The organism is Enterobacter sp. A103, assembly GCF_034427535.1.
GTDB classification, from domain to species: domain Bacteria; phylum Pseudomonadota; class Gammaproteobacteria; order Enterobacterales; family Enterobacteriaceae; genus Enterobacter; species Enterobacter asburiae_B.
In genome coordinates this window covers 606268-631925 of record NZ_JAXQPQ010000001.1, presented here as the reverse complement: position 1 = coordinate 631925, position 25658 = coordinate 606268, and the positions used below count along the sequence as shown (strand labels likewise).

At 52.6% G+C, this 25658-nt stretch carries 25 protein-coding genes and 1 pseudogene; 14 read left to right on the top strand and 12 right to left on the bottom strand.

Features of this window, described 5'->3' with window-relative positions; all coding sequences use genetic code 11:
- Positions 1-93: 93 nt before the first annotated feature.
- The 3 genes from SPH27_RS03025 to tyrR all read left to right on the top strand — a co-directional run bounded on the left by SPH27_RS03025 (position 94) and on the right by tyrR (position 4194).
- Complete coding sequence (locus SPH27_RS03025) at positions 94-1491, top strand: YcjX family protein (protein ID WP_182071727.1); 1398 nt, start codon at positions 94-96, stop codon at positions 1489-1491.
- Positions 1488-2540, top strand: coding sequence for a YcjF family protein (locus SPH27_RS03020; protein ID WP_045400123.1), 1053 nt, complete (start codon positions 1488-1490; stop codon positions 2538-2540). The genes SPH27_RS03025 and SPH27_RS03020 overlap by 4 nt, the downstream gene beginning before the upstream one ends.
- Positions 2541-2652: 112 nt before the next feature.
- On the top strand, positions 2653-4194 hold the full coding sequence (gene tyrR / locus SPH27_RS03015) for a transcriptional regulator TyrR (RefSeq protein ID WP_023312028.1): 1542 nt from the start codon (positions 2653-2655) through the stop codon (positions 4192-4194).
- 36 nt (positions 4195-4230) lie between these two features.
- Here tyrR and SPH27_RS03010 read toward each other — a convergent pair whose 3' ends face one another.
- Positions 4231-5439 (bottom strand): aldose 1-epimerase family protein, encoded by a 1209-nt coding sequence (locus SPH27_RS03010; protein ID WP_182071726.1) that lies wholly within the window; start codon positions 5437-5439, stop codon positions 4231-4233.
- 275 nt (positions 5440-5714) lie between these two features.
- Entirely contained in the window at positions 5715-6221 is a 507-nt protein-coding gene (gene tpx / locus SPH27_RS03005) for a thiol peroxidase (RefSeq protein WP_023335907.1), read from the bottom strand.
- 107 nt (positions 6222-6328) lie between these two features.
- Here tpx and ycjG point away from each other — a divergent pair, with 107 nt between their 5' ends.
- The gene (gene ycjG / locus SPH27_RS03000) at positions 6329-7294 is read left to right on the top strand and encodes an L-Ala-D/L-Glu epimerase (RefSeq protein ID WP_182071725.1); all 966 of its coding nucleotides are present in this window, start codon (positions 6329-6331) and stop codon (positions 7292-7294) included.
- Here ycjG and mpaA read toward each other — a convergent pair.
- Positions 7285-7998, bottom strand: a complete 714-nt coding sequence (gene mpaA / locus SPH27_RS02995) for a murein tripeptide amidase MpaA (RefSeq protein WP_045889286.1) — start codon at positions 7996-7998, stop codon at positions 7285-7287. The genes ycjG and mpaA overlap by 10 nt on opposite strands.
- Before the next feature lie 185 nt (positions 7999-8183).
- Here mpaA and SPH27_RS02990 point away from each other — a divergent pair, with 185 nt between their 5' ends.
- Positions 8184-9800 carry a peptide ABC transporter substrate-binding protein gene (locus SPH27_RS02990; RefSeq protein ID WP_182071724.1) on the top strand — a complete coding sequence of 539 codons (1617 nt, stop codon included), beginning with the start codon at positions 8184-8186 and terminating at the stop codon, positions 9798-9800.
- A gap of 90 nt (positions 9801-9890) precedes the next feature.
- On the opposite strand, the gene SPH27_RS02985 is transcribed toward SPH27_RS02990, so the two are convergent.
- The 4 genes from SPH27_RS02985 to SPH27_RS02970 form a co-directional block, all read right to left on the bottom strand.
- On the bottom strand, positions 9891-10454 hold the full coding sequence (locus SPH27_RS02985; RefSeq protein ID WP_033145709.1) for a DJ-1/PfpI family protein: 564 nt from the start codon (positions 10452-10454) through the stop codon (positions 9891-9893).
- A gap of 217 nt (positions 10455-10671) precedes the next feature.
- The gene (locus SPH27_RS02980; RefSeq protein WP_021240268.1) at positions 10672-10812 is read right to left on the bottom strand and encodes an Ecr family regulatory small membrane protein; all 141 of its coding nucleotides are present in this window, start codon (positions 10810-10812) and stop codon (positions 10672-10674) included.
- 74 nt (positions 10813-10886) lie between these two features.
- Positions 10887-12119 carry a sensor domain-containing diguanylate cyclase gene (locus SPH27_RS02975; protein WP_182071723.1) on the bottom strand — a complete coding sequence of 411 codons (1233 nt, stop codon included), beginning with the start codon at positions 12117-12119 and terminating at the stop codon, positions 10887-10889.
- A 92-nt stretch (positions 12120-12211) separates the two neighbouring features.
- A complete protein-coding gene (locus tag SPH27_RS02970; protein ID WP_182071722.1) occupies positions 12212-14341 on the bottom strand; it encodes a putative bifunctional diguanylate cyclase/phosphodiesterase in 2130 nt (709 codons plus the stop codon).
- A 456-nt stretch (positions 14342-14797) separates the two neighbouring features.
- Here SPH27_RS02970 and SPH27_RS02965 point away from each other — a divergent pair, with 456 nt between their 5' ends.
- The 4 genes from SPH27_RS02965 to dbpA all read left to right on the top strand — a co-directional run bounded on the left by SPH27_RS02965 (position 14798) and on the right by dbpA (position 18935).
- Positions 14798-15940 (top strand): methyl-accepting chemotaxis protein, encoded by a 1143-nt coding sequence (locus SPH27_RS02965; protein WP_182071721.1) that lies wholly within the window; start codon positions 14798-14800, stop codon positions 15938-15940.
- Positions 15941-16094: 154 nt separating this feature from the next.
- Positions 16095-17078: a zinc transporter ZntB gene (gene zntB, locus SPH27_RS02960; RefSeq protein WP_033145705.1), complete on the top strand. Its 984-nt coding sequence runs from the start codon at positions 16095-16097 to the stop codon at positions 17076-17078.
- Between the two features lie 282 nt (positions 17079-17360).
- Positions 17361-17534 carry a hypothetical protein gene (locus SPH27_RS02955; RefSeq protein ID WP_305144443.1) on the top strand — a complete coding sequence of 58 codons (174 nt, stop codon included), beginning with the start codon at positions 17361-17363 and terminating at the stop codon, positions 17532-17534.
- Between the two features lie 27 nt (positions 17535-17561).
- Entirely contained in the window at positions 17562-18935 is a 1374-nt protein-coding gene (gene dbpA / locus SPH27_RS02950; RefSeq protein WP_182071720.1) for an ATP-dependent RNA helicase DbpA, read from the top strand.
- Positions 18936-18977: 42 nt separating this feature from the next.
- Here the strand turns inward: dbpA and ttcA are convergent, their stop codons facing one another.
- Together ttcA and SPH27_RS02940 are read right to left on the bottom strand one after the other, a co-directional pair.
- A complete protein-coding gene (gene ttcA / locus SPH27_RS02945; protein WP_033145703.1) occupies positions 18978-19913 on the bottom strand; it encodes a tRNA 2-thiocytidine(32) synthetase TtcA in 936 nt (311 codons plus the stop codon).
- A 35-nt stretch (positions 19914-19948) separates the two neighbouring features.
- Positions 19949-20017: pseudogene (locus SPH27_RS02940) on the bottom strand (hypothetical protein); the annotation flags it as partial.
- 141 nt (positions 20018-20158) lie between these two features.
- On the opposite strand from SPH27_RS02940, the gene SPH27_RS02935 reads away from it, so the two are divergent.
- Positions 20159-20479, top strand: a complete 321-nt coding sequence (locus tag SPH27_RS02935) for a cupin domain-containing protein (RefSeq protein WP_182071719.1) — start codon at positions 20159-20161, stop codon at positions 20477-20479.
- 16 nt (positions 20480-20495) lie between these two features.
- Here SPH27_RS02935 and SPH27_RS23085 read toward each other — a convergent pair whose 3' ends face one another.
- Together SPH27_RS23085 and SPH27_RS02930 are read right to left on the bottom strand one after the other, a co-directional pair.
- Positions 20496-20603 carry a YnaM/YnfT family protein gene (locus tag SPH27_RS23085; protein WP_353511636.1) on the bottom strand — a complete coding sequence of 36 codons (108 nt, stop codon included), beginning with the start codon at positions 20601-20603 and terminating at the stop codon, positions 20496-20498.
- Positions 20604-20909: 306 nt separating this feature from the next.
- The gene (locus SPH27_RS02930; protein ID WP_048976582.1) at positions 20910-21137 is read right to left on the bottom strand and encodes a hypothetical protein; all 228 of its coding nucleotides are present in this window, start codon (positions 21135-21137) and stop codon (positions 20910-20912) included.
- Between the two features lie 90 nt (positions 21138-21227).
- On the opposite strand from SPH27_RS02930, the gene SPH27_RS02925 reads away from it, so the two are divergent.
- Entirely contained in the window at positions 21228-21398 is a 171-nt protein-coding gene (locus tag SPH27_RS02925; protein ID WP_320205348.1) for a YnfU family zinc-binding protein, read from the top strand.
- A gap of 186 nt (positions 21399-21584) precedes the next feature.
- On the opposite strand, the gene SPH27_RS02920 is transcribed toward SPH27_RS02925, so the two are convergent.
- Positions 21585-21803, bottom strand: a complete 219-nt coding sequence (locus SPH27_RS02920; RefSeq protein ID WP_032656808.1) for a cold shock domain-containing protein — start codon at positions 21801-21803, stop codon at positions 21585-21587.
- A gap of 787 nt (positions 21804-22590) precedes the next feature.
- Here SPH27_RS02920 and SPH27_RS02915 point away from each other — a divergent pair.
- The 3 genes from SPH27_RS02915 (at position 22591) to SPH27_RS02905 (ending at position 25546) form a co-directional block, all read left to right on the top strand.
- Complete coding sequence (locus SPH27_RS02915; RefSeq protein ID WP_207167509.1) at positions 22591-24114, top strand: cyclic diguanylate phosphodiesterase; 1524 nt, start codon at positions 22591-22593, stop codon at positions 24112-24114.
- Positions 24115-24608: 494 nt separating this feature from the next.
- Positions 24609-24953, top strand: coding sequence for a DUF1294 domain-containing protein (locus SPH27_RS02910; RefSeq protein WP_048979167.1), 345 nt, complete (start codon positions 24609-24611; stop codon positions 24951-24953).
- A 143-nt stretch (positions 24954-25096) separates the two neighbouring features.
- Complete coding sequence (locus tag SPH27_RS02905; protein ID WP_047060986.1) at positions 25097-25546, top strand: hypothetical protein; 450 nt, start codon at positions 25097-25099, stop codon at positions 25544-25546.
- The last annotated feature ends 112 nt before the right edge of the window (positions 25547-25658 follow it).

Sequence of the window (25658 nt, the reverse complement as noted above, 5' to 3'; positions counted from 1 at the left end):
AGCAATAAATAAGAATTGATAATCAACGATCTGCCCCCATTTATTGTATTCTGAAGCCATGCATTCAAGGCTTCCAGGCAACGAAGGACGGCGATGAAGCGACTTAAAAACGAAATCAATTCACTGGTGAACCGTGGCGTTGACCGTCATCTGCGTCTGGCCGTGACGGGGCTGAGCCGCAGCGGTAAGACGGCGTTTATCACCGCGATGGTGAACCAGCTCCTGAACCTGCACGCCGGGGCGCGTCTGCCGCTGCTCAGCGCGGTGCGGGAAGAACGCCTGCTGGGCGTGAAGCGCGTTCCTCAGCGTGATTTTGGGATTCCACGTTTTACCTATGACGAAGGGCTGGCGCAGCTCTATGGCGATCCGCCCATGTGGCCGACGCCGACGCGAGGGGTGAGTGAAATTCGCCTCGCGCTGCGCTTTCGCTCCAATGAATCCCTGATGCGCCACTTCAAGGATACTTCTACGCTGTACCTTGAAATCGTCGATTACCCCGGTGAATGGTTGCTCGACCTGCCGATGCTGGCGCAGGATTACCTCAGCTGGTCCCGCCAGATGACGGGCTTGTTGCAGGGGCAGCGCGCCGGGTGGTCGGCCAAATGGCGACAGCTGTGCGAAGGCCTGGACCCGCTTGCGCCGGCCGATGAAAACCGTCTGGCGGCCATTGCCGAATCCTGGACGGCGTATCTGCACCAGTGCAAACAGGAAGGGTTGCACTTCATTCAGCCGGGTCGCTTTGTCCTGCCGGGTGATTTAGCGGGCGCGCCTGCGCTTCAGTTCTTCCCCTGGCCGGACGTGGATGGAGTGGGCGAGTCGAAGCTGGCGCAGGCCGACAGGCACACTAACGCCGGGATGCTGCGCGAGCGTTACAATTACTACTGTGAAAAAGTGGTCAAGGGATTCTATAAAAACCATTTCTTGCGATTTGACCGTCAGATTGTGCTGGTGGATTGTCTGCAGCCGCTCAACAGCGGGCCGCAGGCCTTCAACGATATGCGCCTGGCGCTGACGCAGCTGATGCAAAGTTTTCACTACGGGCAGCGGACGCTGTTTCGCCGTCTGTTCTCACCGGTGATCGATAAACTGCTCTTTGCGGCCACCAAGGCCGATCACGTCACGGTCGACCAGCATGCCAATATGGTATCGCTGCTGCAGCAGCTGGTGCAGGACGCCTGGCAAAACGCCGCCTTCGAAGGGATCGGCATGGATTGCCTTGGGCTTGCGTCCGTGCAGGCAACGCAAAGCGGGCTGATTGATCTTAACGGCGAGAAAATACCGGCATTACGCGGGAACCGGCTCAGCAACGGTGAACCGCTTACCGTCTATCCGGGCGAAGTGCCTGCGCGGCTGCCGGGCCAGGCCTTCTGGCAGAATCAGGGTTTCCAGTTTGAAGCCTTCCGCCCGCAGGCAATGAGCGTCGATAGGCCATTACCACACATCCGTCTGGATGCGGCGCTGGAGTTTTTGATTGGAGATAAATTGCGATGACGGAACCGTTAAAACCGCGCATAGACTTTACCGGAACGCTTGAGCAGGATCCTCAGGAGGCGTTCAAAACCGCGCAGACGTTCAGCGGCACGCAGGCTGATAACTTTGCTCCGGCCCTGACAGAGGAGCCCGGCGTCGAGGAAGGCCCGGCAGAGGCGGTTGTGGAAGCCGCCCTGCGTCCAAAACGCAGCCTGTGGCGCAGGATGGTCACCGCCGGTCTGGCGCTGTTTGGCGTAAGCGTGGTTGGGCAGGGGGTGCAGTGGACGATGAATGCCTGGCAAACTCAGGACTGGGTCGCGCTGGGCGGATGTGCCGCGGGCGCGCTGATTGTGGGAGCGGGTATCGGGTCGGTTGCCACCGAGTGGCGGCGGCTCTGGCGTTTACGCCAGCGCGCGCACGAGCGTGATGAAGCGCGGGATCTGCTCCACAGTCACGGCACCGGTAAAGGCCGCGCGTTCTGTGAAAAGCTGGCCAGCCAGGCCGGAATCGATCAGTCGCATCCGGCGCTTCAGCGCTGGTATGCCGCCATCCATGAAACCCAGAATGACCGGGAAGTGGTGACGCTCTATTCCCATATGGTTCAGCCAGTGCTGGATGCCCAGGCACGGCGCGAGATAAGCCGTTCTGCGGCGGAATCCACCCTGATGATTGCCGTCAGCCCGCTGGCGCTGGTCGATATGGCCTTTATCGCCTGGCGTAACCTGCGCCTGATCAACCGTATCGCGAACCTTTACGGCATAGAGCTGGGTTACTACAGTCGACTCCGGCTGTTCAAGCTGGTCCTGCTCAATATCGCGTTTGCCGGGGCGAGTGAACTGGTGCGCGAAGTCGGAATGGACTGGATGTCGCAGGATCTGGCGGCGCGTCTTTCCGCTCGTGCCGCCCAGGGGATCGGCGCGGGATTATTGACGGCGCGTTTGGGGATTAAAGCGATGGAGGTCTGCCGTCCGCTGCCGTGGATTGACGGCGATAAGCCCCGTCTGGGGGATTTCAGGCGCGAGCTGATCGGCCAGCTCAAAGAGACGCTCAATAAAAAACCGGCTCCGTGAGGTTTTGTTCACTTATCGTGCTGGCTGTCAATATTTGTTGACAGCCATCTTCCCGATCACCGTGTTCTGGCATATCATTTTACTGTTATTGGCTTAAAACGGTGAATTTCCCATGCGTCTTGAAGTCTTCTGTGAAGACCGTCTCGGTCTGACCCGCGAGTTACTCGATCTTCTTGTTTTACGTAGCATTGATTTACGTGGCATTGAGATCGATCCTGTCGGGCGAATTTACCTCAATTTTGCCGAAATTGAATTTAATACCTTCAGCAGCCTGATGGCGGAAATCCGCCGTATCGCTGGCGTTACGGATGTACGCACCATTCCCTGGATGCCCTCTGAACGTGAGCACCTGGCGCTGAGCGCGCTGCTGGAAGCGATGCCTGAGCCGTTCCTCTCCCTGGATTTGAAAAGCAAAGTTGAGCGCGTTAACCACGCGAGCTGCCAGCTTTTCGCGCAGAGCCAGGAGAAGCTCAGCAATCATAACGCCGCGCAGCTGATCCCCGGCTTTAACTTCCAGCGCTGGCTGGACAGCAATCCGCAGAACACGCTTAGCGAGCATGTGGTGATTAACGGGCAAAATTTCCTGATGGAGATCACGCCGGTCTATCTGAAAGGGGAAGGGAATACCCGCGTGTTGACCGGGGCGGTGATTATGCTGCGCTCAACGTTACGCATGGGGCGCCAGCTGCAAAACCTCTCCAGTCAGGATGTCGGCGCGTTCAGCCAGATTATTGCCGTCAGCCCGAAAATGCGTCATGTGGTTGACCAGGCGCGCAAGCTCGCAAGCCTGACCGCGCCGCTGCTGATTACCGGGGATACCGGCACCGGGAAAGACCTGCTGGCTCACGCCGTGCATCTGGCGAGCCCGCGTGCGGCTAAGCCTTATCTGGCACTTAACTGCGCCTCTATTCCGGAAGATGCCGTTGAAAGCGAGCTGTTTGGTCACGCGCCGGAAGGCAAGAAAGGGTTCTTCGAGCAGGCTAACGGTGGCTCCGTGCTGCTGGACGAAATCGGCGAAATGTCGCCGCGCATGCAGGCTAAGCTGCTGCGTTTCCTGAACGACGGAACCTTCCGCCGCGTCGGTGAGGATCACGAAGTGCATGTGGACGTGCGCGTCATTTGCGCCACCCAGAAAAACCTGGTGGAACTGGTGCAAAAGGGGATCTTCCGCGAAGATCTCTATTACCGCCTCAACGTCCTGACGCTGAATATTCCCCCGCTGCGCGATTGCCCGCAGGACATCATGCCGCTCACGGAGCTGTTCGTCGCCCGCTTTGCCGACGAGCAGGGGGTGCCGCGTCCGAAGCTGTCTGCCGATCTCGGCACGGTGCTGATGCGCTACGGCTGGCCGGGCAACATTCGCCAGCTTAAAAACGCCGTTTATCGCGCGCTGACCCAGCTGGAAGGCTATGAACTGCGTCCGCAGGATATTCTGTTGCCTGATTACGACGCGGGGACGGTATCGGTTGGCGAAGAGGCGATGGAAGGTTCGCTGGACGATATTACCAGCCGTTTTGAGCGTTCAGTGCTGACGCAGCTGTACCGCAGCTATCCCAGCACCCGCAAGCTGGCAAAACGCCTTGGCGTCTCGCATACCGCGATCGCGAACAAGCTGCGTGAGTATGGGTTGAATCATAAGAAAGGCGACGAATAACAAAAAGCCTCTGTAAAGAGGCTTTTTACTTTGCGTTTATTCCTTCGCCATCGGCGTGTTAACGATGTCTGTTTTTGTCTCTCCCTGAATCGATGCAATCCTGTTTTCGACCTCTTTCACCTGCTGCGGGCTGTGCAGCAGGGTATAGGTCAGGTCAAACTGCGCGCTGGCACCGGGCTGCAGCTGCTTAACCCGCTTCTGCTCGCGTTCAATCGTAACGGGGTAGGCGTAGCTGGTGCCCGGCTCAATGCCCGTGACGTAGCCCTGCTTCAGCGTATCGGTGTTCTTCCATAAGGTCAGCACGGGCAGCTGGCGGGTATCAAACTGGATTGACGCGCCTTTATCTCCGGCTTTATTGACCACCGCCGCAAGCGTTTCGTGGTTATTGTCCGAGAGTGGTTTAATGTTAAAGACCATCTCATCAAAGCCTTTTGTCGGCCCGGCATAGGTTTGCCAGTCGTTAACGCCCGCCTTGGCGTAGTCATTGAACGGGCTCACGCTCGCCGCCGGCGCAAGGAAGCGGGCGCCTTCTTCGAGGATCGGCGTGCCGAAGTTGCTGTGATAGATGATTTGGTAATCATGAGGGTAATCCGCATGGTTGGTCAGAACATCATGCAGACTGAACTGGTTGGTTCCGGGAACGTAGCGCAGTTCGGTCATGGTTTGCAGATCCGATTTTTTAAACGTGCTCTCTTTGATCAAACCCCGAACGCGGATCTCATGCGGGGCGGCATCGGCGATTTCAACCTCGACCTGCGAAACGGGGGTATTACCGGCCCTGCCGTGCAGGGTGTAAATTTGCCCGTCAGCGGTGACCGGATGTCCTGTCCACTCATAGCCACAGCGCACCATCATCTCGTTGAAACCATCCAGCCAGCCGAGACCGTTGCGGCTCTCAAGATTGATATATGCCGGATTAACGACCTCTTTAACGGGCGAATTCCACCCCAGTCGGGTACCAAAGCCTTCTACATGCAGAAGGTTCATCCCGCGGGTCGGGCTCAGGGTAATTGTCAGGCCGTCTTTACTGCTGATTATGATGACTTTGCTGCCTTCCTGTTTACCACCGTGCAAGACTTTTTGCTCAATGCTGAACGTTTGGTCTTTAACTTTCAGCTCATCACTGGAAATCTTCCAGTTTCCTTTCTCTACGCTGCTTTCAGCGCTTGTCAGCACCCAGGTTTTGGCCGCTGCATGGCCAGAAATCAGTACCGCAAGGAGCGTAAAAGCGAATTTAATTTTCATATTTTATCCTTTTTGCTGAAACGATTATTTTCTTTCGTAAGCAAATCTAATGTTTAGGCAAAAAGGGAAATGTGATGTGCTTCACTGCGGTCGAAAATAGAGAATTTTAACGATTATTATGCGTTATTGATCACGTTAATGTTACGCGTCGACGTTTTTATTGCATGACTAATGTGATTTGTGAGCATTTATGCTTTAACGATTCAGCTTTATTATAATAAAAAACCCCGCCGCGGCGAGGTTGAGAATAAGTTGTATAGAATGCTAAGTACTTATTATGCTTTCAGCACGTCCAGCGCGGCAGTGTAGTCCGGCTCGGTGGTGATTTCGTTAACCAGTTCGCTGAAGACAACGGTGTCGTTTTCATCCAGAACCAGTACGGCACGTGCTGCCAGACCTTTCAGTGGGCCTTCCGCGATGCTGACGCCGTATTTCTCGAGGAAATCTGCGCTGCGCAGGGTGGAGAGGGTAATAACGTTGCTCAGGCCTTCGGCACCGCAGAAACGGGACTGGGCAAACGGCAGGTCAGCGGAAATGCACAGCACAACGGTGTTGTCCATTTCAGTCGCCAGCTGGTTGAATTTACGCACGGACGCGGCACAAACGCCGGTATCAATGCTTGGGAAAATGTTCAGTACTTTGCGTTTACCCGCAAACTGAGCCAGTGTGACGTCAGACAGATCTTTAGCCACCAGAGTAAAAGCCTGCGCTTTGCTGCCAGCCTGCGGAATGGAACCTGCAACAGCAACCGGGTTGCCCTGAAAATGAACGAGTTGTGACATAGATATCTTCCTGTTTACATATAGTTAACGTCGGGGCTAGTGTATGCCATCAGCGGATAACACGGCAAACCAAATTTTTCGCCTTTCCGGGCCGCAAGGAGTCAGTGATGAGAAGCGTTAAGGTCTATGAAGAAGCCTGGCCATTGCATACCCCGTTTGTGATCTCCCGCGGCAGTCGAAGTGAAGCCAGCGTGGTCGTGGTTGAAATCGAAGAAGAGGGGGTTAAAGGCGTTGGGGAATGTACGCCTTACCCGCGCTATGGAGAAAGTCCTGCGTCGGTGATGGCGCATATCATGACCCTGGTGGCAGAGCTGCAAAAAGGGCTCACGCGCGAGGCGTTACAGCAGCGTTTACCCGCCGGGGCGGCGCGTAACGCCATCGACTGTGCGCTCTGGAGCCTTGAGGCCGCCAGGCAGCAACAATCGCTGACGTCCTTGCTGGGGGTGGCGCTGCCGGGGTCCGTCGTGACGGCGCAAACGGTCGTGATTGGTGAGCCGGAGCAGATGGCCGCCAGCGCAAAAGCGCTCTATGACGCCGGGGCCACGCTGTTAAAAGTGAAGCTCGACGATCGCCTGATCAGCGAGCGGATGGTCGCCATTCGCTCGGCGGTTCCCTCGGCCACGCTGATTGTTGACGCCAACGAGTCGTGGCATCCCGAGGGGCTTGCAGCGCGATGCCAGCTGCTGGCTGACCTGGGCGTGGCGATGCTGGAGCAGCCTCTGCCAGCGAAGGATGATGCGGCGCTGAAGAATTTTATCCATCCGCTGCCCGTCTGTGCGGATGAAAGCTGTCATACCCGCGAGAATTTGAGCGCGCTTAAGGGCAGCTATGAGATGGTCAATATCAAGCTCGACAAGACCGGCGGGCTGACAGAAGCGCTGGCCCTGGCGGCGGAGGCGCAGGCGCAGGGCTTTTCCCTGATGCTGGGATGCATGCTCTGCACATCCCGGGCGATCGGCGCGGCGCTGCCGCTGGTCAATCAGGTCCGTTTTGCCGATCTGGACGGCCCGACGTGGCTGGCGGTTGACGTTTCACCTGCGCTTAATTTTACCAGCGGCGTGCTTCATCTCTGAGGCTGCCAGCGCAGTAGCTCCATCATCGCGTTTAAGTATTTTTCGCTGGCTTCGTCGGAGGAAATCGGCGGGAATTCAGCGGTGATGCAGGGCAGGCTCAAATCGGCGCACCAGCTACCGAAGGATCCGGGGGTTTCATAGCCCACGCTGGTGACGAGCGGCAGGGCGAAAGCCTGCGCCAGCCACGCGCCCAGTTCGGAGTGACGCGGATCTTCAATGCAGGCCAGCGGATCGTGGAAGGAGACAACCCAGGCGGGGTGGATCTTATGGATAAGCTGGCACAGCGCCTGCGTTTCCGGCTCCGAGCCAGGCTTGTCTCCCGTCAGCAGCACCACGTCCCGCTCCTCGGCGGAGCTGTTCCAGCGATAAACCGTTTCTCCGGCGCGCCAGTTTGCCGCCGGGAAATTACGGTTCAGGTCAACGCCCCTCGCATTCGCCCGTAATCCAAGCTGACAGCCGTCCGGATTGACGGCAAGAATCACGTGGTGACGGCGCAATGAAGGCGTCAGCGTCCGCAGCGCGCAGGAAAGCGTGACGATGGACGAGTTCTCGTCTCCGTGCGTGCCGGCAATGATCAAACCGCTGCTGCGATCGGCATCGGGCGCCGGGAACCAGATCAGCGATGCGCCTAAAAATGAGCGGCCATATTGCTCAGCGCCCGGCGGAAAGGCCCCGCGCTCCGCTCGTGGTCGGGTGATTGCCATACGAAATCCTGATAAAGAAGTCTCTACTGGCAGTGTTGTGCAAAACCCGCTGTTAATCAAATAGTTTCCGTAACGCTTGAGAATTGCCTTAAATCACTATTCAGGCGTAAGGTATTTGCATTTCTCTGTTTCGAAACAAATAATTACGCATCTGCTTGTTACCTGAATTCATCAAAGGGGATCTTATGAAGCATCCTGTTTCGCGTCTTTGCGCTGCACTGTACCTGTGCGGACTCTCTACACTCTCGTACGCTGCTGATGTGCCCCAGGGCACGGTACTGGCGCAAAAACAGGAGCTGGTCAGGCATATCAAAGACGAGCCGGCTTCGCTCGATCCGGCAAAAGCGGTGGGATTACCCGAGATTCAGGTGATTCGCGATCTTTTCGAAGGGCTGGTGAATCAGAACGAGAAAGGGGAGCTGACCCCCGGCGTGGCGACGCGCTGGCAGAGCAACGATAACCGTATCTGGACGTTCACCCTGCGCGATAACGCGAAATGGTCTGACGGTACGCCCGTTACCGCGCAGGATTTTGTCTACAGCTGGCAGCGTCTGGTTGACCCGAAAACCACGTCTCCGTTTGCCTGGTTTGCGGCGCTGGCAGGCATCAACAACGCGCAGGCCATTATCGATGGCAAAGCGGCGCCAGATACCCTGGGCGTGACGGCGGTGGATGCCAGAACCTTACGCGTCCAGCTGGACAAACCGCTCCCGTGGTTTAGCAACCTGACGGCGAACTTTGCCTTCTATCCGGTGCAAAAAGCGAACGTTGAAAGCGGGAAAGAGTGGACGCGTCCGGGCGCTCTGGTGGGTAACGGCGCGTACGTCCTGAACGACCGGGTGGTGAATGAAAAACTGGTTGTCGTGCCGAATACGCACTACTGGGACAATGCGAAAACTGTCCTGAAAAAAGTGACTTTCATTCCGATTAATCAGGAATCCTCCGCCACTAAGCGCTATCTGGCGGGAGATATTGATATCACCGAATCGTTCCCGAAAAACATGTATCAGAAGCTCCTGAAGGACATTCCGGGACAGGTGTATACGCCGCCTCAGCTCGGGACCTATTACTATGCGTTTAACACGCAAAAGGGCCCGACGGCCGATGCCCGGGTGCGTCTTGCGCTGAGCATGACTATCGATCGCCGCATTATGGCGGAAAAGGTATTAGGTACAGGCGAGAAGCCGGCCTGGCATTTCACCCCTGACGTGACGGCGGGCTTCACCCCTGAGCCTTCACCGTTCGAGCAGATGTCCCAGCAGGAGCTGAACGCTCAGGCGAAAACCTTGCTCCAGGCCGCAGGTTACGGCCCGCAGCGTCCGCTGAAGTTGACCCTTCTGTACAACACCTCGGAAAACCATCAGAAAATCGCCATTGCGGTGGCGTCCATGTGGAAGAAAAATCTCGGTGTGGACGTCAAACTGCAAAACCAGGAGTGGAAAACCTATATCGACAGCCGTAATACCGGCAATTTTGACGTGATCCGCGCGTCATGGGTAGGCGATTACAATGAGCCGTCGACCTTCCTGTCCCTGCTGACCTCCACCCACAGCGGCAATATCTCGCGTTTCAACGACCCGGCCTACGATAAAATTATCCACCAGGCGACGCTGGAAACCACGGCGAAAGCGCGTAATACGGACTACAACATGGCGGAGAAAATCCTCCTGGAGAAAGCGCCTATCGCGCCCATTTACCAGTACACCAATGGTCGCCTGATTAAGCCCTGGGTGAAAGGCTACCCCATCAATAACCCGGAAGACGTGGCGTATAGCCGGACCATGTATATCGAGAAGCACTGATGTTTTATGAGGCCTGGCGCATTCTCGCGCCAGGTCTGCAAAACGCGGTACCGCTTCATTCGCTATGCGTGGCCCGATGCCGGGTCTCTGTTATTCTAACAGCGCATTAAACTTCGCCAGCCACTGCGGATGCGCGGGCCATGCGGGAGCCGTCACCAGGTTACCGTCTACATGGGCCTGATCGATGCCGATAGCGGCGTAGTGTCCGCCGCTGAGACGGACTTCAGGCGCGCAGGCCGGGTAGGCGCTACAGGTTCGTCCTTTCAGGATGCCCGCGGCAGCAAGCAGCTGTGGGCCGTGGCACACTGCGGCAATCGGCTTACGCGCGGCGTCAAATGCCTGTACCAGCTTTAAGACGTCCTCATTTAATCGCAGATACTCGGGCGCTCTCCCGCCGGGGATGAGCAGCGCGTCGTAGTCCTGCTCCTTTACGGCTGAAAAATCGGCGTTGAGGGTAAAGCGGTGACCGGGCTTTTCGCTGTAGGTCTGGGCGCCGTCAAAGTCATGGATTGCCGTCATGATGTAATCGCCCTTCGGTTTGTCGGGGCAGACCGCATCCACCTGATGACCAATCATCTGCAACGCCTGAAAAGGCACCATGGTTTCGTAATCTTCGGCGTAATCGCCAACCAGCATCAGGATCTTCTTGCTCATCTTTCCTCACCTCTATCAATAAAGATGATTAAGATATAGCCTGGCGTGGCTGAATTGCCGGAAATAAAAAAGCCCGTCAGAGCACGGGCAACATAAGCAAATGAATAAGTGATTCGTTATCAACGTTGTTGGAGGATAACGCCGCGTATTTTACGCGGCTGTAAGGGAAGCAGATACCTGACATATTCGGTAGGTGAAACAAGTGATTAAACGTGCGTTACGGTGCGTCGAAGGTCGGGTAAAGGCTATTTTCCAGAAACTCGACGAGATACCAGATCTCACCGCTAAAAATAAACCAGAAGCCAAATATAATAAGGAGTAAAATAATTAAGGTGAGTATTATTTCTGTTTTTCCCATTGCGGTTTTTACCCACCTGACGCTAATTGATTCGAGGTGGGCATTGTAGCGGGGCTTTTCCGGATACTCCAGTTTCATGCCGCAAGGACTTTATTGCGTCCGTCATTTTTAGCGCGATACAGCGCATCGTCCACACGCTTAAACAGCTCGTCAATACTTTCACCCTGATTGTGCCGCGCCACGCCAATGCTGACGGTAAACCGCGGCAAGCCTGGAATCGTAATGCGGGCAACGGCTGCACGGACTGACTCGGCAATCTGCATCGCAGTGTCGAGAGAGGTGCGCGGCAGCAGGATAACGAACTCTTCGCCACCCCAGCGGAACACCATATCGCCCTCCCGACTACAGTCTTCCAGCGTCCGGGAAAGGGCGATAAGCACCTCATCGCCTTTCAGATGGCCGAACAGGTCATTAATGTTTTTGAAATGGTCGGTATCCACCAGCAGCAGGCTAAATTGCTGCTGCGCGGGAAGTTTATTCAGATTGCTTTGATCGGTAATCGCGTAGAACTGCCGCCGGTTGAGTAACCCCGTCATGGAGTCACGTAACGCCGCATGTTCCAGCTCCTGCTCCAGCCTTTTTTGCTCGGTGATATCGTGGATGATGCACAGCATCAGCTTGTCACCGTAAATCTCAATGGGCCCGGCATACGTCTGAACGTGGCGGGTGGATCCATCGGCAAGGCGGTGAACAAAATTGAGCGGCTTGTGACCACCGGGCAGCGCGGCAATTGCAGTCATAATGGGCATCACATCTCGCCCCAGCGTATTGATTTCCCAGGTATGCTTACTGCACATGTCATCATGTGAATAACCATAAAAATTGAGCGCGGCCAGATTTGCATCGACGATTTGGCCGTCGCGGGCCGGATCGATTAGCAGCATCGGGGCGCTGTTGGTCAGAAAAAAGCGCGCATAAAAACCCTGTTTTTTCCGACGGTAGGTAGCGGAACGGCTGGCCTTCAATCCTGAGAGTATTTGTTGGGAGATGCCCTCGAAAACAATCACATCGCCCCAGGGCGCGTAGTGGGCAAGCGAGAGGCGACAGCTTAATGGCGTATCCTGTCCATCCCGGCTTGTTGTCCAGATTTCGACGATCTCCTGCTCTGTTTTCAGTTCAGATACATACATCGACAGGACGGTTTGCGCACTGGCTGAATAGATCCCTTTGCGCAGGTCATCGAGCGTTTTATCCCCCATGATCTGCGTTGCGGCCACATTCGCAAAAATGATCTTTTCCAACACGGGTGAAACGAGCCACACGGGTGTTTTAATTACATTCAACGCATCAAAACAAGGTTGCGACATAGGCGTTTCCTGTTCATCGACAACATGTGCCTGACAATCATGACAGAATTGACTCGCGTGTACTCCCTTGAAACATACTCCACTTAACCCCGTCAGGCATGATTTTTTTGAGAAATAAATGCGGGGTCCGTTTGAATTTTATTAATGGGTATAATCTGTTTGTCTGAGTTTATCTGCAGCAGTAGCCACGGTACCTGTTCGGCAGGTAAGGGGCGGGAGAAAAGATATCCCTGCAGGTAATCGCAGCCGAGACGGGTGAGAACCGCCTGCTGTTCTTCCGTCTCGATCCCTTCTGCCACCACATTCATCTCCATGGTCCGGGCGATACTGATAATGGTTTCAACCAGCTTGTAGCTTTTTTCATTTTCCAGCATCGACGTGACAAAGCTTCTGTCGATCTTGAGCTCTTTTGCTGGCAGCACGCTCAGCATCAGAAGGTTGGAATAGCCCGTCCCAAAATCATCAATCGAGACGACGATCCCCGCGTGATTAAACGCATTGAGCAACTCAATGCTGCGGTCGAGATTTTTAAGCGCGGTGCTTTCCGTTACCTCAAGGATCAGCCGGGACGGAGACAAGCTATATTTTTCCAGCATCGACGAGACGATCTGGAAAATATCAGGCTGTTCAAACTGGATGGGGGATAGGTTGAGCGACAGCGTCCACTGGCTGAAACCTTGCTCTGTCCAGAAATGAAGCTGTCGGCATGCCGCTTCAATGGCCCAGTTACCTACCGGAATAATTAAGCCCGTTTGTTCCAGGGAAGGGATAAACAGATTAGGCAGCACAACCCCTTGCTCAGGATGCCGCCAGCGCAGAAGGGCTTCAAAACCGTGAATGGTTTTCTCTCCGGCATGCCAGGTTGGCTGGTACCACAGTTCAAACTGATCGCGCTCAAGCGCCTGAGAAAGCTCCTGCAGGAAACCGGGTTTTGCCGGGATCGCCGTTGACATCTCGGCCCGGTAAATCGCCCAGCCGTTGCGGCCATCTTCCTTGACGCGATGTAATGCTGCATCCGCCTTGAGCTTCAGCTCGTGCAGCGTTTCGCCGTCCTGAGGATAGAGGCTGGCGCCCGCGCTGATCGTCGTGCTTAACGTATGTCCGCAGACGGACAGAGGGCGTCGCACGTCTTCAAGCAGCGCGGTGACCAGGGCGTTGAGTCTGTCGTCGTCACATTCCGGCACCAGCAGGATAAAGGCGTCGCCTCCCAGCCTTGCCAGGGTCATCTCGCGCGTGAGCCGGGCCGTGATGCGCTGCGCGACCGTGATCAATAGCTCATCACCGACGCTGTGACCCCACGTATCGTTAACGCGTTTGAAGTGATCGACGTTCAGGAAAATAACCGCAAATGGCTTCTTGCTCAGCAGCGCGCTGCGCAGACAATCCTGCATGCGGAGATCCATCTGGTGGCGGTTTGCGAGCCCGGTGAGCGCGTCAAAACGCGCCTGTAGCTCAAGCTGGCGGTTGAGCTGATGCAGATTATCCGTCAGCCGGTTGGTGCGCCGGTGGGAATCGATCAGCGAAATGATTAACATCACGCCGAGCAGGCAGAGCGTGGTGACCGACACCCAGATGGATAACCCCAGCTCGCCGATCCCGCCCGGGAGGGTATGCGCCATTTCCTGAAACCGCGCGGCACTCATGCCGGTATAGTGCATCGCACAAATGGCGGCACCCATGACGAAGGCCGCGAGAATGCGATTGATAAAGACGCCTTTGTGTTTATCCCGCAGGCGGAAAGCCAGCCACAGCGCCGTGCCGGAGGCAACAACCGCAATAACCACGGACAACCCCACGAGGCGGCGATCCCAGATGATGCTGCCATCCAGCATCAGGGCCGCCATTCCGATGTAGTGCATCGACACCACGCCAGCGCTCAGGATTGCCGTGGCAAAGATCAGTCGAAAGGGAGAAAGTTTTTTGCCCGCGACGGCAATATTAAGTGCCGTGGCTGATGCAACCACCGCGACGCCCAGTGACGCAAGGGTTAACCAGAGGTCGTAGCTCATCATCATGGGCATTTGCATCGACAGCATGCCGATAAAGTGCATCGACCAAATGCCAATGCCCAGCGTGACCCCACCGGCAATGCGCCAGAACAGGGCAGCCTTTCGGCTGGAGAGGGGGATCTTTCCGGCGCTGTCCAGCGCCACAAAGGAGGCGATAAACGCCACCAGATAAGAGATAGCGATTAACACAGGGTCCCACGATATATTGAGCATTATGCAATCCCACGCCTGAGAGGGTTACCGATTTCGCCTGCCGGATACATCTTTATCGGGCAACGAACATGCGCATTCAAACCATATTAGTTATTTATCGTGAAAAATGACCAGTCATATTAATACTCTAAAACTTATTAAGAATATAAAATATATTCTCTCGTTAATATATTAAGCATTGCTAAACAAGAACGAATAACAGTAGCAAAGCTCCTTAAATATGAAGGCGATCGTATCGTCTCTCCGCGGGCGATACTATCGCTTAACATGGCTGGAGACCAGTATCACAGCATGCTGAGCAAAACATTTTCACTAATACGCTCTTTTTATCTGACTTAACGTAAATCTCAGGATGCTAACGGCGAAACAAAAAACAAGCGTTGTTTGCGATGAAAAACTTCCGGGCCAATGCTATAAGTCTAAGTGCCGACCAAAATATAAAACGTGGGTATTATCATGCTAAAAAATATTAGTGTAAGGACCTTTATTATCGGGTTCCTTTTCTCTCTTTTTTTGGTAAGTGCAGGTGTCGTTGTTCTATTTTCCAGCAATACGTCTCTCTTTATTTCGCTTAATGTTATCAATTTCGTTGCGCTATTTTTGCTCTGGGTCTATATGACGAAGTATCTTGTGACGCCGATCAATACGGTGAAGAGAAGTATTGAGGAGGTGACCGCAGGTAACCTTGGCGTATCTATCCCTGAATTTGGCAATAACTGCGCGGGCCGACTCATCCCCGGGATCAATAGTCTTTCCGGCAATATTGCGACGCTGGTGCGTGAGATCAGGGCGTCATCGCAAACCGCCATGACCTTATCGGACCAACTTTCGGCACGCAGCGCTCAGCTATCGGTGAAAACCGAGCAGCAGTCAGCGTCTTTGGTGCAAACCGCAGCCAGCATGGAGCAAATGGCCGCGAGCACCAAAAACAATGCCGATAACACCCGCCTGGCGAGCGAGCAAGCAAATGTGGCGACGTTACAGGCGCGCAAGGGCGGCGAGCTCATGGGGCAGGTCGCCAGCAATATGCAGTCCATTACCGAATGCGCGCAGCAGATGACGGAGATTATTTCGCTCATTGACGGCATTGCGTTCCAGACGAATATCCTGGCGCTCAACGCGGCCGTGGAGGCGGCAAGGGCGGGCGATCATGGCAAGGGTTTTTCTGTCGTCGCGGAAGAGGTAAGAAACCTGGCACACCGCAGCGCGGAGGCCGCGAAGAATATCAAAACGCTGATTGAAGTCACCAGCAGTAACGTCACGCAGGGAGCCAGCGTTGTGTCACAGGCAGAGAAAAACATGCATGAAATCGTGACCGGCTCGGGAAATGTAAGCCGCTTAATGGACGACATTTCCGCGTCAACCTCAGAGCAGGAGAAAGGCATTTCTCAGATTACCCTGGCGCTATCGGAGCTGGAGCGGGTCACACAAAGTAACGTGGCAATGGCAGAGGAACTCAACGGTTCGTCTGATGTACTGCGTAATCAGGTGATTGAGCTGCAAACCCGGACGTGTAATTTCAGGCTCGATCAGTCATCCTTGTCCTCATCACCTGGCGGTTCGCCATCCTTCCTCCAGCGGCCAGAGCACTCTCTCTGACAGCACCTCAAAGCCTGGCATGCCAGGCTTTTTTCATGCCTCCGCCTGGTATGTACAATTCCTGAGCGATTTCAGCGCGATGGGATACATAGTTGTTGCTTAACACCTGATGAAAGCTAGACTGACACCGAAGAGCTAAAAAGGTGGAGGCGCTGTGGAAAGCATTAAAGGATCTGAACTAAACGTTCCAGACGCAGTTTTTGCGTGGGTGCTGGATGGTCGCGGCGGTGCGCGACCGCTGGAAGATAATGATGTGATCGATAGTGCGCATCCCTGCTGGCTACATCTGAACTACACCCACCCGGACAGCGCTGACTGGCTGGCCTCGACGCCGCTCTTGCCCAATAACGTGCGCGATGCGCTGGCGGGTGAAAGCCTGCGGCCCCGCGTGAGTCGAATGGGTGACGGGACGCTGATCACCCTGCGCTGCATTAACGGCAGCACGGATGAACGCCCGGATCAGCTGGTTGCGATGCGTGTCTACATGGACGATGGGCTCATTGTGTCGACCCGCCAGCGAAAAGTTCTGGCGCTGGATGACATCGTCAACGATCTGAAAGAGGGCACCGGGCCGGTCGACTGCGGCAGCTGGCTGGTGGACGTCTGCGACGCCCTTACCGATCATGCGAGTGAATTTATTGAAGAGCTGCACGACAAAATCATCGACCTGGAAGATAACCTGCTCGATCAGCAGATCCCGCCGCGCGGTTTTCTGGCCTTATTGCGTAAGCAGTTGATTGTGATGCGCCGCTACATGACGCCGCAGCGCGACGTGTATGCGCGTCTTGCCAGCGAAAGGCTCGCCTGGATGAATGACGATCAGCGACGCAGAATGCAGGATATTGCCGACAGGCTGGGGCGCGGGCTGGACGAGATTGATTCCTGTATTGCCAGAACGGCGGTGATGGCGGACGAAATCGCGCAGGTGATGCAGGAGTCGCTGTCGAGAAGAACCTATACGATGTCTCTGATGGCGATGGTGTTTTTACCCAGCACGTTTCTTACCGGGCTGTTTGGCGTGAATCTGGGTGGAATTCCGGGTGGCGCTTATCGCTACGGCTTTACCGCCTTTTGCGTGATGTTAGTTGTTTTGATTGGTGGTGTTGCATGGTGGTTGCATCGTAGTAAATGGCTGTAAATTTACGCTTTTTTCAGCTTTTAACGGGATCAAAACGCTCTTTTAATTGAGCGAAGTCAATAAACATCTACCCCGTAAGGTGCAATATTACTCCCGCAGGTGAATGCAACGTCAAGCGATGGGCGTTGCGCTCCATATTGTCTTACTTCCTTTTTTGAATTACTGCATAGCACAATTGATTCGTACGACGCCGACTTCATAGTCGGCTTTTTTTTGCCTCCTGATTCTCAGCGTCTACCCTAAAAGGGACGACAGCAAATTCTGGAGGGAATGATGAGCATCCTGAACGCTCTGCTACTGCAACAATCGCGTCAATCCGATCCCGTCCCCACCGATCCGGTGCCAATGCCCGATCCCATCCCGCGTCCGCAGCCGATGCCCGACCCGCCGCCAGATCAAGAACCGATTAAATTGTCGCATCGAATCGCGAGATCTGCGAGGATACGCGCCATCTGACCGCAAAGATGACCACGAGAGACTACTGTGACCGCTTTTTCTACCCTGAATGTTCTGCCCGCCGCCCAACTCGATAACCTCAACGAGTTGGGTTACCTCACGATGACGCCTGTTCAGGCGGCCGCGTTGCCCGCCATCCTCGAGGGCCGTGACGTGCGCGTGCAGGCGAAAACGGGCAGCGGGAAAACGGCGGCATTTGGCCTTGGCCTGTTGCAGCACATCGATGCGGCGCTTTTTCAGACCCAGTCTCTGGTGCTGTGCCCGACACGCGAACTGGCAGACCAGGTCGCGGGTGAACTGCGTCGCCTGGCGCGTTTCCTGCCCAACACCAAGATTTTAACTCTCTGCGGCGGACAGCCGTTCGGCGCGCAGCGTGATTCACTCCAGCATGCGCCGCACATTATTGTCGCAACGCCCGGCCGCCTGCTGGATCACCTGCAAAAAGGCACCGTCTCGCTGGATGCGTTACAAACGCTGGTGATGGATGAGGCAGACAGGATGCTGGATATGGGCTTCAGCGATGCAATTGACGAGGTGATCCGTTTCGCCCCGGCCGATCGTCAGACGCTGCTGTTCTCCGCGACCTGGCCGGAGGCCATCGCCGCCATCAGCGGGCGCGTGCAGAAAAATCCGCTCACCATTGAAATCGACAGCGTCGGTGCGCTGCCCGCCATCGAGCAGCAGTTCTTTGAAACTTCGCAGCAGGGGAAAATTTCGCTCCTGCAGAAATTGCTGAGCCAGCATCAGCCTACGTCCTGCGTGGTGTTCTGTAATACCAAAAAAGACTGTCAGTCGGTCTGTGATGCCCTGAATGCCGCCGGCCAGAGCGCATTGTCGCTGCATGGCGATCTGGAACAGCGCGATCGCGATCAGACGCTGGTCCGCTTCGCTAACGGCAGCGCCCGCGTTCTTGTCGCAACCGACGTCGCTGCGCGCGGTCTGGACATTAAATCCCTGGAGCTGGTGGTGAACTTTGAGCTGGCGTGGGATCCTGAAGTGCACGTGCACCGTATTGGCCGTACCGCGCGCGCGGGAAACAGCGGTCTGGCGATCAGCTTCTGCGCACCGGAAGAGGCGCAGCGCGCCAACATTCTCTCTGAGATGTTGCAGATTAAGCTGAACTGGATGAATGCACCGGCCAGCGCCAGCATTGTGCCGCTGGAGGCTGAAATGGCGACGCTGTGCATTGATGGCGGTAAAAAAGCCAAGATGCGTCCAGGTGACGTATTAGGGGCGCTGACCGGGGATGTGGGTCTGGACGGGGCGGATATCGGCAAGATTGCGGTCCATCCGGCGCATGTCTACGTAGCGGTTCGCCAGGCGGTTGCCCATAAGGCATGGAAGCAGCTGCAAAACGGGAAAATTAAGGGTAAAACCTGTCGCGTACGTCTGCTGAAATAAAGAATGAAGCGTCTCAGAAGGTGTTTCTGAGACGCTAATCGCTTACTTCACTTCAAGCACGTTGAGACGCAGCTCTTCAAACTGATTGTCATCTTCTTCCGGCTGCCAGCCCGCTGGCTGCATGGGAATATCTTCCCGATCAAACGCCAGGTCCCCGCCGTTCACAACTTCTGACTCGTGGTTGATGCCTTTAAAGTCGAACAGCTCCACATCCGCGAGATGGGAAGGGACGACGTTCTGCATCGCGCTGAACATGGTTTCGATACGCCCTGGATAACGCTTATCCCAGTCGCGCAGCATGTCTCCAATCACCTGACGCTGCAGGTTCGGCTGAGAGCCGCACAGGTTACATGGAATGATCGGGAAACCTTTAGCCTGAGAAAAACGCTCAATGTCTTTTTCGCGGCAGTAGGCGAGAGGGCGGATCACAATGTGCTTGCCGTCATCGCTCATCAGCTTAGGCGGCATGCCTTTCATCTTGCCGCCGTAGAACATATTGAGGAACAGCGTTTGCAGGATATCGTCGCGGTGATGGCCCAGCGCAATTTTGGTCGCGCCCAGCTCCGTCGCGGTACGATACAGAATGCCGCGGCGCAGACGAGAGCAGAGTGAGCAGGTGGTTTTCCCCTCCGGGATTTTCTCTTTCACAATGCCGTAGGTGTTTTCTTCGACGATTTTGTACTCAACGCCCAGCTTCTCGAGGTATTCCGGCAGAATGTGCTCCGGGAAGCCCGGCTGTTTCTGATCAAGGTTGACCGCCACCAGGGAAAATTTCACCGGTGCGCTTTGCTGAAGATTACGCAGGATCTCCAGCATGGTATAGCTGTCTTTACCCCCTGACAGGCAAACCATGATGCGGTCACCTTCTTCAATCATGTTGAAGTCTGCAATGGCTTCGCCCACGTTACGGCGCAGTCGCTTTTGCAGTTTATTCAGGTTGTATTGCTCTTTTTTGTTAATTTCTTGATTCTGTTGCATTTAGTACTACCTTCGGAGCCAGCAGGGGCAAACATTGTATGCCGCGTATGGTACGGATTCCGGCGACGAATACCAGCACGTTTTACTGCGGGGTTATAACTGGCGCAGCAACGCCGTCAGCGTGCGGTGTGATTTAAGGACCTCATATAGCATTTTACTCGAGTTAGTTTTCCATATTTGTTATATGACCGCAGGGAACTTATATGGAATAAGAGCGTTAAACGAACATCAAAAGGAATGACTTTATGTCGCTTTATGACCTAAAAACCGAAGCACTTGCCTTACCGGAGACCTGGCACTCTCATGTATTGGGCCGCATTGGAACTGCAAATCTCAAAGTTTTACGAATGGATGAACGCTCAGTGATTGAAGAGGTTCATGAGTATGACGAGGGGTTACTTGTCATTGATGGACGTCTGGAGCTGGGCGTGAAAGGGAAAAAAATATCTGTAACGCCTGGACAGCTCTATATCGCTAAAGCTGGCACTCCCCATACTGTAGAAACAGGCAGTTTTGGCACACTGGTTATCATAGATTTGCCAGAAACGGAGGTGGCCTCGCTTTAAGCGGCTTGCGATAAGGTCACAGATTGTCAGGATTGTTCGACGTGCTGATCCAAACTTTAATCAAACTCAACGTTATCAACCCCATCACAACGGCAACAGTGGTTACTACAATATAAGATGTCATAAAATAATCTTTTCTGATAAGGGTCTTCATTTGACTCATTTCTTTTGCATTAGTTCCCGCAAAGAGCCAGATTTTAATGAAAAGAAGTGTCGAGTTTTAGTCTGTGTTGTGTAAATAAAAGTTGGGCGGTGTAGTATTACAGGTTCTATAAAATCGCCTGCATTTAGCAGGCTTTAATTATTAGGCGTTTTGATCATTTTAATTCAAAAAATACAACCTGAAAGCGCTCGCCGCAAATATCGGCGATTTTACTGAGGTTTTATCTTTCCATTTGTGAAGTGGCTGAGATTTTTCCGGAAACGCACATCACAAATGGATTTTTGCGGCATCAAGAATCTTCTGAGAGGTGAGTTCTGTATCAGAGGCAACATAAAGAAAGCTGCGATCTCCGGTTAAAGATGGGAAACCAGCAGACATAATCTGAAGGTGTATTTCTTCACCGTCCGGATATTCTTGTCTTACGGACGTAGTTGCTTGTTGCACTGTGACAACTTTACCAGGTTTCCCATTGAAAAAAACGATTACATTCTTCATAAACCACCCTGTGTTTTTGAGATCTTTCCAAAACTAAAGCAAGCATTTTTTAGCTTTAACGTGTATGGTGGCAGTCCGTAAAATCAGGAGATGCCTATGTCTGGACGTAAAAATACACAATCCCGTCGAAATCATTTAGTCAAATGTCCATGCCCAAATTGCTCTAAAGATTCAGAGCATAGCTTTAATCGCGTACAAAAGGGCGCTCAACTTGTCTGCCCGTACTGCCACGCTTTGTTTAAAACCACTCAACGATTATAAATCAAAGTAGTGGAAAAAATGAGTTAGCTTTGAGTTTAGATTACTTGTGCACCAGTCTGCACTTCATCACATTAGTTAGCGCACTCGTTAAGAAAATATGTCGGCTGTTGATATGAATAACAGTCATATAATCCAGGGCCCGTTTACTCAGAAAACCTTGTTGGTAATCACGGGCCATTGATAAATTTATCTATCTAAAAGAATTACATTTGCAGCAGCAGGACCTTTATCGCCGCTGAGAATCGCAAATTCGACTTTCTGACCTTCAAATAGTGTATTAAAGCTTTCTCCCTGCAGGGCAGAGAAACGAACAAGAACATCTTTACTGCCATCAAGGGGGGAGATAAAGCCAAAGCCTTTATCTTCATTAAACCACTTAACCAGACCTTGAATTCGTGAAGACATAAATACTCCTTTAAAGACTCTTTAAATGATAAGAAATGACTAAAACGTATGGACTCAAAAGGAGGGGATATCAGCGATAGCGCCTGGTTATGAGGACTGCGTGGTAAAATATTGTATTCGGTATTGCATCGAACCAACTAAATCATTAAGGCACGGACTGAGTTGATAAGCAAACGTTATTTTAGCCATCTGGATGGCTTCCGTGGCGCGTTTCCGATCACGTTGAATCTGGTGTCAATTCTCGATAAAAAGTCGTCGGCTTAATGTTCGCCTCTGCGAGTCCGGGGCAGGAAAAAGGGTTGTGCGCATTGACCTTGTGAATATATTTTGATTAGGCTATGTATGTTCAGCACCACGCTTTTTCTTAAAATTTTATCCCATTGGAAGGGTTTAACGTGTTCAAGCTTAGTTCATCTCTACTGGCCATTTTCCTGCTGTCAGGCTGTAGCTCCGATCTGGTTCTCAGTCCACCTAAACAACCCGAATACAAGTCAATGCCTGAAATAACTCAGTCTGTGACGCCAACGCAACAGCGTGCCATCATGGCCGGCGAGCGGCCAGACTGGTCAGAAAGAACCCCGATCAATACAATAAAGTGATATTAATAGACACTTATCCACCAGGGCTGCCGTTCGGCGGCCTTTTGTTTCCCCTGAATCTGGTTTACGAGAACTTTTCTGACGCCTGGCATGGTATTTATTACGTTATCGACCATGCTTAAGACAATGACAATTCAATCACTTCAGCATCCTTGAAGCGGCAACTTCACTTAAATCGAGAGCCCTAAATGCGCCATGCATCTATCCCAGTAGCTGCAGCCACGACAATGTTTTTGCTCGGAGTTTTTATCATCAATTTACAGGTTTGGTATTCTGCACGGGCTGATAGCCTGGCAGAGGCGCACTACGTCGTGCGGAACATGAATGTTATTCTTAAAGAAGCTCGTCATGCGACTGAGATGGCAAAGCAACTTGCCGAGAATGAGTGTGATGCTGAAGGGCAATATCGGCTGGGCACCGAGGCGGCATTACAGCCTCACCTGAGAACGATCGTTATTCTGAAAAATGATGCGGTCTGGTGCTCCTCGTTACCGGGAAACCGCGTATTGTTGGTCAATAGCTCAATCCTGCCTGAGTCATCATTGCTCCTCGTCCCTTCGGCCAGTACCGTCAACGGTCTTCCGGTTCTCTTATACCAGACAATTCACGCCGGAAGCCGAATCATCGTTAGCATCAGCGATAGCCATATCCGGGATGCGCTGGATATGCCATTAAATGGCGTAGAATATTCCCTGAGAGTAGGCAATACCCTTTTAGGTCTGACAGGCGATGTGACGGCGGCAGACCCTACGAAGAAAGAGGTATTAACGGTAAAAGCCTCTAATTATCCTTTCTCGGTACAATTCAACTCTCCACCTCTTTTTAGTCTTAAGAGATTATTCAATCGAGCCGGAGGCGTGGTGTTATTCCTGCTGATAATATCGTCTCTCTCTGCTTATATTCTTCAACGCTATATTTCTAAGGATGTTTCACCCGAAGAGTCACTGCGCATCGCCATTTACAGAAATGAAATTATTCCGTATTACCAACCCGTTGTGAGCGGCAAAGAGGGAACCTTGCGGGGTGTGGAGGTGCTGGCCAGATGGAAACATCCTCAATCAGGGTTTATTTCTCCCGCATCCTTCATTCCTCTTGCTGAGAAATCCGGTTTAATTATTCCTTTGACTCAGAGCTTAATGAGGCAGGTTGCAATACACATGAATGCTATTGCGACATTGCTGCCAGAAGGCTTTCACGTAGGGATTAACTTCAGCGCTTCTCATATCGTTGCGCCCACCTTTGTTGAAGAGTGTCTCCACTACAAGCGCAGCTTCACTCAACAGGATCTTAACCTTGTCGTTGAGGTGACGGAGCGTGAACCACTCGACATTGATGAACATCTCGTTAATACATTGAATGAGTTACATAGCAACGGATTTGCCATTGCGCTGGATGACTTTGGTACGGGTTATTCCGGTCTGTCCTATCTGCAGGATCTGCATATTGACTACATTAAAATCGACCAGAGCTTTGTTGCCAGGGTTAATGCGAATGAGGACTCAACGCGAATCCTTGATTCGGTACTGGAGTTGGCCAAAAAACTCTCAATTAGCATCGTGGCGGAAGGCGTTGAAACAGAAGAGCAACTTGATTACCTCACACGCAATCATATCCGGTTTTTACAGGGTTTTTTCTTTTACAAACCTCTTCCTTTCAAGGAACTGGTTAAAGTTCTCTTGTCGAAGCCAAAAGTTAAGATCAGGGTGGAATAATGTTTATTCGGTTGTTTCTGGGGAAATAAAGAGGGGGGACATCATCCCCCAAAAATGCAGACCATTATTGTTTTAACCACGGTAATATTTTGTTATGCATTGACCGGATGGTCAAATTAATTGTTTTCAACATTCTCTTTGGGATTCTTAAGCAAATGGGTGATTTGGAATATTAGCTGCCTAACGTTTAATTTGACTTTAATCAAAATTGTCGCATCCTCTTAAGATTGATGGATGCAATGATTATTGTTTTGTTAAAACAATGCGCTTACGCTGTGTTTTCGACGTAAGTTGCTTCAGGTTAATTTTTTAAGAAAAAAATGCTAGCGGTCAACGCATAATGAAATAATGCTTACTTATTACCGTAGTTTAAATATTAACCAGTAAAGGCCGGAGCGCAGTTTGCATTTAGAATAGCTGTCTCATTCTGAGATTTTCGTCAGTTAGCGTATAATGCGTCATCCAAAACCGCTAAACACTCCGTGACTCGTGCTATGACCCTTAATCGCTTTTGTTATTTACTCCTGATTATCGCTGCGATCGGCAGCCTTCTTGCTACCCATCCTCTGGTCATGTGGTTTCTGGCGATCAACGTGATGACGTTGGTCATGTATGGCGCCGATAAAATGGCGGCGCGGAAGGGGATGCGCAGGGTTCCGGAAGCGACATTGCTGGTATTTGGCGTGACAGGTGGCTGGCCTGGCGCCATTGTGGGCCAACAACTCTTTCGCCATAAAACCCAAAAGCAGCCCTTTAAAAGCTACTTTTTCATCAGCGTCGTCGTCAGCATCGCCATGATGGCTGCGGTTTACCATTTTTCTTCTTATTCTCTTTTATGAGCGTTGGCTGGGACTGCTGACGGTAAGGCATATCTTTAATTTATTCCTCCGTCACTGCCAATAGTAGTAGGACTATTCTTAAGTGGTTGCTGTTTTTTGCACAATCTGAATAATACGTGCAACAACACGGACGACAACATCCCATGAAAATAGAATCTCTTATCCTGGCAGTGCTGGTGCTCTTTTCTGCGCCTTCCTGGTCTGCTTTTCAGGAGCGGGAATATAATACCTGGTATATAAAAAATGCGGTCCTTTATGATATGACACAGACATCGGAAGGTTTCCCTGTCATGGTGAGCGTCTCCCAGCCTGGGAGAAAATCCGCTAATTTACTGGTGTCATATATTACTGAAGGCCGTTGCGGTGAGAATAACCTGCCGCTAAATGTGAATGGCAAAGTACTGCCCGCCAAATATTATTGCGTTCAGGTAGGACAGAACAGAATTGAACATTTTTCAGTGGTTGATGCGGACAGCGTCAATGGCATGGTGACGCATTTAAAATCCGATTTCACGATCCTCCTGCAAAACGATATCAAGATTTGGGCTGCAAACATCAAAACGCCAAAATATGGACTGGCGCCGAGATTCTAACTATGAAATGCCTGTATTACGAGAGGCATTTTTTTTGGGGATGTAACGCAATCATTTTTAAGTTAATAGTTTTAATGCATTACTATTAAACATTAAAGGTAAATGGCCTTGG

Coding starts and splice junctions, on each gene's coding strand:
- mpaA (WP_045889286.1), bottom strand. CDS start 7,998: ATGGCAATCACCCGACCACGAGCGGAGCGCGGGGCCTTTCCGCCGGGC.
- SPH27_RS02975 (WP_182071723.1), bottom strand. CDS start 12,119: ATGTCGCAACCTTGTTTTGATGCGTTGAATGTAATTAAAACACCCGTG.
- SPH27_RS02935 (WP_182071719.1), top strand. CDS start 20,159: ATGTCGCTTTATGACCTAAAAACCGAAGCACTTGCCTTACCGGAGACC.
- tpx (WP_023335907.1), bottom strand. CDS start 6,221: ATGTCACAACTCGTTCATTTTCAGGGCAACCCGGTTGCTGTTGCAGGT.
- SPH27_RS02980 (WP_021240268.1), bottom strand. CDS start 10,812: ATGGGAAAAACAGAAATAATACTCACCTTAATTATTTTACTCCTTATT.
- ttcA (WP_033145703.1), bottom strand. CDS start 19,913: ATGCAACAGAATCAAGAAATTAACAAAAAAGAGCAATACAACCTGAAT.
- tyrR (WP_023312028.1), top strand. CDS start 2,653: ATGCGTCTTGAAGTCTTCTGTGAAGACCGTCTCGGTCTGACCCGCGAG.
- SPH27_RS02985 (WP_033145709.1), bottom strand. CDS start 10,454: ATGAGCAAGAAGATCCTGATGCTGGTTGGCGATTACGCCGAAGATTAC.
- SPH27_RS02905 (WP_047060986.1), top strand. CDS start 25,097: ATGAAAATAGAATCTCTTATCCTGGCAGTGCTGGTGCTCTTTTCTGCG.
- SPH27_RS02930 (WP_048976582.1), bottom strand. CDS start 21,137: ATGAAGAATGTAATCGTTTTTTTCAATGGGAAACCTGGTAAAGTTGTC.
- ycjG (WP_182071725.1), top strand. CDS start 6,329: ATGAGAAGCGTTAAGGTCTATGAAGAAGCCTGGCCATTGCATACCCCG.
- SPH27_RS02915 (WP_207167509.1), top strand. CDS start 22,591: ATGCGCCATGCATCTATCCCAGTAGCTGCAGCCACGACAATGTTTTTG.
- SPH27_RS02990 (WP_182071724.1), top strand. CDS start 8,184: ATGAAGCATCCTGTTTCGCGTCTTTGCGCTGCACTGTACCTGTGCGGA.
- SPH27_RS23085 (WP_353511636.1), bottom strand. CDS start 20,603: ATGACATCTTATATTGTAGTAACCACTGTTGCCGTTGTGATGGGGTTG.
- SPH27_RS02965 (WP_182071721.1), top strand. CDS start 14,798: ATGCTAAAAAATATTAGTGTAAGGACCTTTATTATCGGGTTCCTTTTC.
- SPH27_RS02970 (WP_182071722.1), bottom strand. CDS start 14,341: ATGCTCAATATATCGTGGGACCCTGTGTTAATCGCTATCTCTTATCTG.
- SPH27_RS03025 (WP_182071727.1), top strand. CDS start 94: ATGAAGCGACTTAAAAACGAAATCAATTCACTGGTGAACCGTGGCGTT.
- SPH27_RS02920 (WP_032656808.1), bottom strand. CDS start 21,803: ATGTCTTCACGAATTCAAGGTCTGGTTAAGTGGTTTAATGAAGATAAA.
- SPH27_RS03010 (WP_182071726.1), bottom strand. CDS start 5,439: ATGAAAATTAAATTCGCTTTTACGCTCCTTGCGGTACTGATTTCTGGC.
- SPH27_RS03020 (WP_045400123.1), top strand. CDS start 1,488: ATGACGGAACCGTTAAAACCGCGCATAGACTTTACCGGAACGCTTGAG.
- SPH27_RS02925 (WP_320205348.1), top strand. CDS start 21,228: ATGCCTATGTCTGGACGTAAAAATACACAATCCCGTCGAAATCATTTA.
- SPH27_RS02910 (WP_048979167.1), top strand. CDS start 24,609: ATGACCCTTAATCGCTTTTGTTATTTACTCCTGATTATCGCTGCGATC.